Annotated in this window: 8 protein-coding genes; 2 read left to right on the top strand and 6 right to left on the bottom strand. The window is 55.4% G+C overall.

Going from position 1 to position 10,369, the window contains the following annotated elements; all coding sequences use genetic code 11:
- The first annotated feature begins 428 nt into the window (after positions 1-428).
- Positions 429-713, top strand: coding sequence for a hypothetical protein (locus ACEU5R_RS31115; protein ID WP_392413690.1), 285 nt, complete (start codon positions 429-431; stop codon positions 711-713).
- Between the two features lie 122 nt (positions 714-835).
- On the opposite strand, the gene ACEU5R_RS31110 is transcribed toward ACEU5R_RS31115, so the two are convergent.
- Positions 836-1,180 carry a hypothetical protein gene (locus ACEU5R_RS31110; RefSeq protein ID WP_392413688.1) on the bottom strand — a complete coding sequence of 115 codons (345 nt, stop codon included), beginning with the start codon at positions 1,178-1,180 and terminating at the stop codon, positions 836-838.
- Between the two features lie 62 nt (positions 1,181-1,242).
- Entirely contained in the window at positions 1,243-2,700 is a 1,458-nt protein-coding gene (locus ACEU5R_RS31105) for a hypothetical protein (RefSeq protein ID WP_392413687.1), read from the bottom strand.
- Here ACEU5R_RS31105 and ACEU5R_RS31100 point away from each other — a divergent pair.
- Positions 2,687-2,908, top strand: a complete 222-nt coding sequence (locus ACEU5R_RS31100; protein WP_392413685.1) for a hypothetical protein — start codon at positions 2,687-2,689, stop codon at positions 2,906-2,908. The two genes, ACEU5R_RS31105 and ACEU5R_RS31100, sit on opposite strands and share 14 nt — an antisense overlap.
- 1,435 nt (positions 2,909-4,343) lie before the next feature.
- On the opposite strand, the gene ACEU5R_RS31095 is transcribed toward ACEU5R_RS31100, so the two are convergent.
- The 4 genes from ACEU5R_RS31095 to ACEU5R_RS31080 all read right to left on the bottom strand — a co-directional run.
- Positions 4,344-4,598, bottom strand: a complete 255-nt coding sequence (locus ACEU5R_RS31095; RefSeq protein WP_392413683.1) for a MafI family immunity protein — start codon at positions 4,596-4,598, stop codon at positions 4,344-4,346.
- A 419-nt stretch (positions 4,599-5,017) separates the two neighbouring features.
- Complete coding sequence (locus ACEU5R_RS31090; RefSeq protein WP_392413682.1) at positions 5,018-5,308, bottom strand: hypothetical protein; 291 nt, start codon at positions 5,306-5,308, stop codon at positions 5,018-5,020.
- 610 nt (positions 5,309-5,918) lie between these two features.
- Positions 5,919-6,212, bottom strand: a complete 294-nt coding sequence (locus ACEU5R_RS31085) for a hypothetical protein (RefSeq protein WP_392413680.1) — start codon at positions 6,210-6,212, stop codon at positions 5,919-5,921.
- Positions 6,213-6,219: 7 nt separating this feature from the next.
- Positions 6,220-10,369, bottom strand: a 4,150-nt coding sequence (locus ACEU5R_RS31080; protein WP_392413678.1) for a hemagglutinin repeat-containing protein, incomplete at its 5' end; no start/stop codon positions are given.

Raw genomic sequence — 10,369 nt, 5'->3', positions numbered from 1 at the left:
CGATACCCCATAAAAACCAAGCACTTCTTTATTTCTTTAAAGAGTTCTCAAATTACAAAATCGATCCTTGCCCCTACTATTTCCCTGCGAATCAATCCCTGTATCTCGGATCCTCTCTCATAACTCGCAACATTTCCGACCAGTGAGACAAAATAATCGGGATCCTATGCTCTGATAGATCTTTCGCCCTTTCCGACGTAGGAAAACACTCCATCGCCCTCCTGCAGTGTCCATAAAACAAATTAAAACAGCTAATCCCCACACAATCCAGAGTAATAAAATTCTGACCTTGCTCATCAAAAGATGCATATATTTCTTTTCGACAGCCTTCCTCCCTATTTTCAAATCCAACCCTTGTTGACTCAACGATGCAATCAAAAATTCCCTCAGAAAAAAATACGCCAACACCTCTCGCAATAGCAACGTACATGCCCAAGAAACCACCTCACAATTATTTTCCTACTTCGCTGCTCCAAGGCAAGCTCGTTTCTCCACAAGCCAACAGCACCCCGATTAATTGGAACCAAACTTCTCGCACGGTACCGCCGCAGGCAGTTCAGGTTCTAGTCGGCTTGGATAAAGCTATAGCCGATGGCATATTCCTTGCACTTCTTGGAAACACCCTGGCGAGCGGCACGCACGCCATCAACGGCGATCTGGCTTCGCCGACAAGCTCTAGTGTGAAGGCAAGACCAATCTTCAAACTGTCCTAGAGTGCTATGACCAATCACGTCTTCTCGCGGTAGAAAACAGTAAGCCCCCGCTGACAGCGGCGCATTCAAGCAATTCAAGCAAGAATTCACCCCGAATACTCATCTCAAAGCCAGCCAAATTTTCAATCAAAATCTATAGCAAAAGCCGTTTTTTCCTCATAAGAGGATTGGTATATATCGAAAACAATATCAACAAGCATGGAGATAATTTGCCTTGCAAACTTCCTATCAACGCCATTTAAGAAAAAACAAAACTCCACCCCCTCCTCAAACCTCACCCATTTAACAAAGACGTCTTCTCCTGCGTTTATCCAAAACTGAACATTATCCACCCCCTCCACAAAATCAACGCCACCCTTTTCATTTGGATGCAGTTCTATTTGATTACCCTCATCTGTCCAACTAGTTATCTTTTTGGTGAGAGGATTCTCTAAAACAACCCCTAAGCTAGAAAGGGAATTTTTCACAACAGAGAAAGAATCTCGAAACAACTCTGGAATAAAAACCCTGCAACTTGCACTCCCCATCATCATTCCTTTGTAAATGACTTAACATTTTCATAACCAAGTATTTTTGAGGCAAGTTTAATAACCGAATCTGGAGTCCCCTCAAAGAAATAAGCTTTCGCCGCGACGCCTCTCTGTTGAGCAACTTCCTTATAGATGCGCAATTCTTGTCCCAATTTACCTAGATTGCTTGCCTTGGCAGCCCCGCCGACCGCTACCAAGTCTCCATTATTGGCAACTACGTCGATATCTGTCGACCCCATGCCAGCAACAACTACTTTTTCCCCCGATCGTGAACCTTGCACCAATTGGGCAACACGCAACTCCCGCTCCAGTCCGATTTTTCTTCCCGCCTCTCCGGTTGAATCACCTGAAGCCTCGTTCAAAATGAGATCTGGCCCTTTTACGTCAGGCAAAGGCGTAACACTACCTCCGCCATGCTTCCCCGGATCCGCCTCATACCCCGGCGTACCTCCAGTCTGAATCGGCTCACTCGGCCACACCGGAATTTCCGATCCGAATACCTGTTTTTCAGCAGGTAGCGGCGGAGGCGTGACGACATGCACCACGTCACCCGGTTTGCCTGGCAACGCTTTATCTCTGCCCGTCACATAGTCCACGAACTCGGACGCCCAGGTTCCTACCGTATCGGAAGCCGCCGAGATTCCTACCAGCGCAGCGCTCCCCACATAAACTGCGCCGTCCTTCATCTGCACAGCAACGTAGACCGTCTTGTCCACAATCTGAGTGGTAACGCGCTGGCAAGTGGCATTGGTCGCGCACCTCGACGCTACAGCTGCCGCGACAGGAGCTACGACATATCCCCAATTCCGAGACGTTTCCAACGCGGCAGCGTTGCTCGCCGTTGCCGCCTCTGCCCCTGCTGCGGTCGCGATGCCAGCGACCAAACTGGTAACCAGGTTCCGCCGTGCTTCGATTTGCTCAGGATCTAGCCCTTCCGGCGTACCCATTAAGCTGTTCAAGATACTGCCCGCGCTCGCGCCCAGCGCTCCCGAGGCGCATGCAGCACCTTGACCCGCCGCACCTGCACATCCCACGATGCCATGCAGTGCCGCGCGTGCCACCTCGGCTTGGGAGCCCGTACCCAGAGAGTCGGAAATCTTCTTTACCTGCGCCGCTCCCAAACCTTGGAGATAGTTCACTGCAGCCGACTGTACAAATGCACTGGTCGAACCCGTCACATTCGCACTCGCAGCGCCTGTAACGGCCAATAGCACCAAACCGTACTTACCTTCCGCACTCCAATCTTGCGCACTTTGCACTCGGTCCATAAGTGCTTTCATATTGGAAGCATCGCCGGTATTGCCCGTCTTGATAGCATCCGCCAGCGCTCTTTCGGCGACCTTCTTTTCCTCTGCCCGATTCGCCAAGAACTGCCCCGTCTGCCGGCTAGCCTCCGAAACAATCTCAAACCCCGCCTCGATCTTCTCCTTATCAAAGATCGGCTTGAGCGCGTTCAAAGTATCCGACGTATCCCGGTTCAACGACGCAATCGTCTCCGCCGCCGTCTTGCCGGTCAGCGCCTGCTGGCCCGCCTCGTCGCGGATCACGATCGTGCCGCCGCTGATGGCGCTGCTCGTGGTCGAGCTGCCGCTGCCGCTCGCCGCCGCGACCGTGGGCGGTTTGAACGACAAGTTGCCCGACGAGGGCAGCGAGGTGCTCGGGTAATCCCCCCATTTTTAGCGATTGGCAGAAGTAGGAACGCTACGCGGCCATGGCCAGGCGCTGTTTGGGGGGTAAATCCGCCCAGAGCCGTATTTGGGCGCTCGTGATTGTAGGACTGACCTGCCCCCGAAGACGATCACGTCAGCCGGAAGACCGCGACCTTATAGCCACCGCCCGTGCTCTTCCAATATCAATGCCGTCTAAGTGGCCCGTAGTTCGTCGAAAAGGCCATTCGCCAACAGCCGACGCCTCCAACCGCGCTTGCGCTCAAAAACCGACGCGTGATCCGCCTGTTCCAGCCTTGCCTCAGTCACATAGCCCAAGTAGTCGCACAGGCTTTCAACGCCGCCGAGCAGGCTGATGACCGTCCATCGGTCCAACGACTGCGAGCCTCCTGCAATTGACTCACTCGCGTCCGTTGCCTACAACTCGCACGATGGTTTCTATCGCGTGCTGGGTACGTTCCACATCATGCACACGCGCCGTTGCGACTGTGCCGAACTCTTCCATGCCCGCTATGTACCAACGGCGTTCGGAAAGCGGGTGCTCATTCAAGTGACGAGCCATTTCGGCCTCCCTGTGCTGGATGGCCTACCACTCATCTCCAAATTGAAGCGGGCAGGCAGAAAGCAGGATTGGCGAACCGGCGCACAGGGGACCGGCAGGGGCATGCCCCTTCCCGCAATCGCCTACCCATAAACATCGTACGCGCTCGTATATGCGGGCTGCCTTAAAGACAGAATCCAATTTTCGCTAATCCGGTCGCCAAACCAGACTCACGAGGATTCGTGAGCCAGATCAGGTTAGCCTAGCGCGGCAACTGTTGGATGGTATTTGGCCTGACTTGTAGGAGCAAAAAATGAAATTAGAAATATGTTTTACTCAGAATTCCCTTCCTTTTTCTTTGATATATCCTTAGATTTTTCAGAAAAAGGCTTGATTCCTAGCATCGCAGCTTGCGACGCATACATACCAATCGAGCCAATCAAAAACCCCAATAGAATAACTAAATAAGAGTCATGCCTAAGGCCGCCAAAAAGAAGGACCACTCCCAATAATGAAAGCAGAAAGCGCACCCAACGTTTGAAGTTTCCATTTTCAATAATCCTCGACGACATAGATTACCTTATAAATCTCGATTGCCTTTACCAAGGCTGCATGGAGGACGGCGGAACCCCGGCGCAGATGTTCGATGCAGGAAGAAAGACGCAGCAGCCCGACCCAGAGGACGTGTTCGCAGGGGTTGTTTGAGAAAACACCGGCTTGGGGTCAGTATTTGATGAATACCATCTCAGCACAAATTTTCGGCTACGCCATACGCTCTGCATTTGGCCTTGTACATGTCGACTTATGGAAAGTCTGGCTTGAATCACATCTAGGCGACTACCACCGAATAGCGCGCCAATATGCATAAACCAGTACTACATCGCTAGCACTCCTACCTTATCAGCGCCTTCATACAAGTATATCTAGCCATATTAATATCGAACTCCATATCCAACGCCAAATCAATTGCCTCGACGTATTCTTCTTGAGAAATTAAAATATCGTATTCACAGATATGATCGCACAACGTCTCAAATGCCAGACCCGCCTCATCGAAATCCACATACTGCAGCGCAGCCTCAAGCAGCCCCGTATCCATGCGATTAATAAACCGATTGCCGAACAAAAAAATCCTATCTTTGTACATAGAATCACTAATTCACAGATTTATAGGAAGGAATCGGATTATTGTCAGGAAATGCTGTAAGCACCGTTCCCGTAGCCGGTTCATATACCACTCGGATGTGAACACCGTCGCTGCTGCTCTTGTTGCCGCCCAGACTGATCTGGACGCTAACGCCGCCGGCCTTGTCTAGGGACATGGCATCCTTCATGCTGCTCATCTTCTGCACAGCGCCGTGCGAACTAGCGCTTCACAGCTAGACTACAAAGGGCGGGATCTGACAAATGCACAAGTTGAAAAACTCAATCGTCGGGTTAGAAGGAAGTGCTCACCACGGCCGCACTAATAAATACCAGCCCCTAGCTCAATAAAATATTTCTATTTGAATTTCACGACAACCAACCCTTTCATCTTAAATTAATTATCTATAAATAATATATATCTCATAGTTTTTTCACAATTGCATAGACTGACCCGAGTTCATCTTGCAAACATCGCACCAACATCTCCCCTTCTGCGCGGAACTCACTGGCAGCACTCTCATTTAGAAATCCCGATCGCGCCGGATCGTCAGCATTCAATGTGGCATCGAATTTCTCTGCCCAGCTCAGCAATCGATTTTGCAGTGCCAAAGATATTGGCAAGCTTTGCGGATCAACATTTCCCACCGCATTGGTCGAAGCCTGCCAAAGAGGAAAACATTGATAATCGGCCATCAATTTTAGCGCTTTCATTTTTCACTCCCTGCAGGGTTTTCACCCACAACAAAATCATTACTGCCCACAGTTACAGCGATACTTATAGACTTGCCATTTACTTCTGTTTGATAAATCGGCCTTCCAGTATCTTTCTCTTAGCAACCAATGATCCCTCCCTCGGTAACCGCCTTCATTACCATATTTGGGTACGCGACGCTTCCTCGCAGAGCAATGATTTCACATTTAGCTAGCGGCCGCACCGTATCTAACAGGGCGAAAACCTCCACATTGCGAGGCGCACCATCTAATAAGAATCGATTGAGCAGATGAAGGGAGGCTGCGGTGCCTGGTTGCCACACGACAGCTATGAGCGGCCGTATAAAGGCCGATGCGGACGGCAGAACTCCCGCGCAGATGTTGATGATGACAAGATACAGTAGTCCGATCCGGAGGAATGTTCACCGAGGCTGCTTGAGCAAACATGGGCTTGGAGCCCGTGTCAGGTGAATACCATCTCAGTACACTCGGGCGACCGGATACATGCTAAAGAACTTGAATACCTAAACTGTTCCTCACACCGAACTTTTTAAACCATCAAACGATGATAAATCAGATATTCATCGCACCCGTATCGTTAAACCAGCGGTTAATCTTTCATTACCTCTGATTGTGTTCGAATACCATCCTCATCAATCTGACAACTCCACTTTACGTGAGCGCCCCAGCCTGGGTTGACATTCCTTACTACCACACCATTAGCGACCAGATCATCAATTTTTCCATGCTCATCCAAGTCGTCCATACAAACACTTATAAGCATACCCTCATGAAGTCGCACATTTACACCAGACCTATCTACCTTAACATCCTCTCTTGATAGGAGTACGGTATTAGCATCTACCATTTCGTTGAAATCAACATAAAAAACCGGGCGAGACATAAGAAACTCACTTTCCAGGCTTTGCTGGATTCCGAATAGTTGGAGTAAAGAGCTTTTCCAATTGCTGGGCTGTCAATCCACTAATCGTTGCATGATTGGGGTTATAAGGCGTTCCATCATAAATTATCTTTCCACCAGCCTTTTCGATGTCACCTACAGTTGTCACCCCAACTTGCCCATTCTTGAATGGTATCGACAGCGTATGCACTGTTCCACTGTTACTACTTTGAACTGACACACCATTGAGTGTCCCATCAGCATTTTGAGTAACACCGCTACCTTGGGCAAATTTTTCAGAATGACACGTACCCCCTCGGCAAACGAATGATGAGCCTTCCGGCGTTTGCCCATTATTTGTAGCACCCCCATTCTGATTATTATAATTTTCATTTGTTATTATCTGTGGCCCCTGCTGATCAGGCATCGGCATCACGCTGCCACCCTGATGACCATTCTGATCAGCTGGATATCCAGGCGTACCGACGCTGCCAGGATCAGATTCGTATCCTGGCGTCCGATCTGGTTGCCGCGAATCGCCCGGATATCCGGGTAAACGAGTATCGCCTCCCGGTGGCACTACCGGTGTTTCCAAGGGTCCCTTGGTTTCTGCTGATCCTCCGTCCGCCCCAAACAGCGAGCCCAACAATCGAGTCAACTGCCGCGCGATATTCTCGTCCGCGGTTAGTTCGCCGTGAGGATCCAGACCCAACCGCTGCCTCGTCGTCTCTCCACCGCTTCCTCTACCTCCTCTCAATCCACCCAACAGCGTGCCAGACGACCCCATGGTTCCCATCGATGGCGACCATGGTGCAAGTTGGTTGTTTTCCAACTCCAACCGCGCCGCATCATTCACCGCAGCTACAGCCTTGGGATCCAGCACGGCCGTCATGCCTGCCAGCAAGCTAGTCACCAAGTTGATTCGCGCTTCCCGCTCCACTGCATCAAGCTTGCTAGCCGGCTTCCCAAACGCCTGATCCAGCAGTTGACTAACGACGATACCCGCCGAAGCTCCAGCCGCTCCTCCTCCGCAACCTGCCCCCTTCGCCGCAGCCCCCGCGCATCCCAGCAAGGCATGCAACGCGACTTGCCCAGGCGCGCCTTCGCCTCCCAGCATCGGCGAGATCTCCTTGATCTTCGCCGCTCCCAGACCCTGCAGATAATTGACTGCTGCCGCCTGTACAAACTCGCCAGCACCGCCAGTCACGTTACCGCCAGCCGCCAGTGTCAGCGCCGTTAACGCTTGCCTGTAGTCACCACCAGGCCCCCATTTCGCTGCTGCCTCATACTGATCCTTCAGTTGCTGCTTGCGCTCGGGATTCGTCTCGGTGTCCATCGCCTTTTTGAGCGCCTTGGCCTCTTCCGCACGATTCGCCAAGAACTGCCCCGTCTGCCTACTAGCCTCCGAAACAATCTCAAACCCCGCCTCGATCTTCTCCTTATCAAAGATCGGCTTAAGCGCGTTCAACGTATCCGACGTATCCCGGTTCAACGAAGCGATCGTCTCCGCCGCCGTCTTGCCGGTCAGCGCCTGCTGGCCCGCCTCGTCGCGGATCACGATCGTGCCGCCGCTGATGGCGCTGCTCGTGGTCGAGCTGCCGCTGCCGCTGGCGGCCGCGACCGTGGGCGGTTTGAACGACAGGTTGCCCGACGACGGCAGCGAGGTGCTCGCCTCTTTGCTCGCGCCGCCCGCGACCTGGTTGTCCTTGGTCGTGCCCAAGCCCGTGCCGCCGCTCTTGTCGCCGCCGCCCAGGCCGATGCCGCCGCCCACCGAGACCTGATAGGCGCTGTAGCTGGCCTTGTTCTTGACGTCCTCCGTCACCAAGGTGCCGGTGCTCAGCTTGTTCAGCCCGTCGGCCACCGCCTTGTCGCTGCTGGCGATGACGCTGCCGATCAGCGTGGTGTTGTTCTTCACGTCGATCAGGAAACCGCCATTGCCTGCCCACAGGCCGGTCTGCTCGGTCACCGACTTGAAGTCGCTCTTCATCTGGCCTTGGCCCGCGTTGGCGCTTATGTTGCTCGTGCACGTGCCAGTCAGGCAGATCGATGCGCCAAAACCCGCGCTCTGGTTCTTGGCGTCGTACTTGCTGGTGTCCTGCAAGCTCTCCAGCAGCAGGTTGCCGCCCACCGACGCGATGATCTGCTCGGCCTTGCCCGAGGCGCCCTTGAAGGTGGTGTCGCCGCCCGACTGGATCGCCAGCACGTCGCCGGCGGTGACGTGGCTGTTGGTCCAGCTTTCGTCCTTGCCGTCGGCCTTGCCCCGGCTGGCCGAGACGCCCAGCTCCAGCGTGACGCCCGTGTTCGCGCTACCCACATTGAAGCCCACGCCGATGCTGGCGCTGCTGCTCTTGCTGTCGGTCTTCTGTTCGAAGGCGTTGCGCGCCGCCTGCAGCAGGACGTCGCCTTCGGCCTTGAGCACGGCGTTGCCGCCGGCGGACAGGTTCGAACCCGTGACGGTAATGTCCGAGTTCCGGCCCGCGCCCTGGGCGATGATGGTCAGGTCCTTGCCCGCCGCGACGGTGGAGCCCGCCGCGCTGGATGCGTTGCGCTCGGTAGTGCTGGTGCTCTTGCTACTGCCCAGGCTGATCTGGACGCTGACCCCGCCGACCTTGTCGAGGGACGTGGCATCCTTCATGCTGCCCATCTTCTGCACGGCGTCGTAGGCGTTGTAAGCCGCCAAACCAGCCGTGCCGGCCGCCAGGCCCTGCATCACCGGGTTATCGACCTTGCTCGCCGCGCTGGCCATGCGCTCGCCGGTCTGGACCGCGCTGACCACGGGGTTGCTGGCCGTGACGGACAGGCCGCTTTGCTTGATCTCGTGGAATTCCTTGCTGCGCGCGGTGTCGAGCGCGGCCACGATGTTGACCTGCTGGCCGATCAGCGTCACGTCGCCCTGGCGCGCGATCACGTTGCTGCCCACGACGTTCAATCCGTTGCCGGCGTTGATCAGCACATTGCCTTCTACGCTGCCCACGGTGCTGGCGGTATGGAAGACCTTCTTGCCATCGACCCAGTCCGTCTGCTGGCGCGTGCCGAAGCTCAAACCGCCCAGCGCGCCGAAGCCGGACTTCTTGACCATCTTGTAGTCATAGCTGTCCGAGGCGTTCTCGCCAGCCACGATGTTCACGTCGCGTCCGCCGGACAGGACCAGGTCCTTTTGCGCGCCGACGTTGGAGCCGGCCACGTTCAGGTCACGGCCGGCCATCAGCACGGCGCTGTCGCCGGTGAAGGTTGAACCCTGGGCCTGTTCCCAGTCGCCGGATTTGATGGTGTGCGTGGTCTTGCTCGACAGGAAGCCGCGCGTCTTGTAGTACATCTCGTCGCGGGCCGAACCGGACTCCACGCCGGCGATCAGATTGATGTCGCGCCCCGCGCCCACGGCCAACTGCTTGCCGGCGGTGACGTCCGCCGCGCGCGCGTTGACATCCTGGCCAGCGACCAGCGTCAGGTTGCCGCCCGCCGCGACGGCGGCGCCGATTTCCTTGCTGGTGCTCAGCGCGTGGCGGTTGCGCGAGTTCAGCGCGAAGCTTTCGCCATGGCTTTCGGTCAGGGTGCCGAAGTTGATGTCGCGCCCAGCCTGCAGACGGGCGTCGTCCTTGACCGACACCTGCGCGGCGGTCAGCGTCAGGTCGCGGCCGGCCTGCATGTTCAGGCTGCCGGCATCCACGCGCGCCACGCCGGTCAGGTGCGAGCCCCAGGTGTTGCCGTTGTTCTCAGACGCCGAGGTCGACGTCAGCGCGATGTCTCGCCCGGCGCTTAGCGCCACCTTGTCGCCCTTGATCAGCGATACCAGATTGGTCAGGTCCTCGCGCGCGGCCAGGTTGACGCTGCCGCCCTGGATGGTGCCGCCGGCCTGGTTGACGATGTTGCCGGCGGTGATGACCGTGGCCTCGCGCGCGCCGATGGTGCCGCTGTTGGTCGCATTGCCGTCCACGGCGAGATGGACGCTGCGGCCCGCCAGCAGCGTGCCGTCGCCTTTCAGGTCGCCCGCGCGCACCAGCAGATAGACCTGCGGCACCAGCACGGTTTCGGTGGTGCCGTCGGGCAGGGTCACGGTCTGTTCGACCAACCAGACCAGGTCGGTGGTCAGCTGGCGCTGCTGCGCTTCGGTCAGCGCGACGCCGAGCTTGATCCCGTTGTCCTGCGCGAACTTGGCGCCA

It is taken from the genome of Achromobacter sp. 413638 (assembly GCF_043119405.1).
In the GTDB taxonomy this organism is placed as follows: Bacteria; Pseudomonadota; Gammaproteobacteria; order Burkholderiales; family Burkholderiaceae_B; genus Achromobacter.
This window is presented reverse-complemented; position numbering and strand designations above follow the sequence as displayed.

Excerpts from the sequence above, each read along its gene's own strand:
- ACEU5R_RS31115 (WP_392413690.1), top strand. The coding sequence starts at position 429 with ATGCCCAAGAAACCACCTCACAATTATTTTCCTACTTCGCTGCTCCAA.
- ACEU5R_RS31095 (WP_392413683.1), bottom strand. The coding sequence starts at position 4,598 with ATGTACAAAGATAGGATTTTTTTGTTCGGCAATCGGTTTATTAATCGC.
- ACEU5R_RS31090 (WP_392413682.1), bottom strand. The coding sequence starts at position 5,308 with ATGAAAGCGCTAAAATTGATGGCCGATTATCAATGTTTTCCTCTTTGG.
- ACEU5R_RS31085 (WP_392413680.1), bottom strand. The coding sequence starts at position 6,212 with ATGTCTCGCCCGGTTTTTTATGTTGATTTCAACGAAATGGTAGATGCT.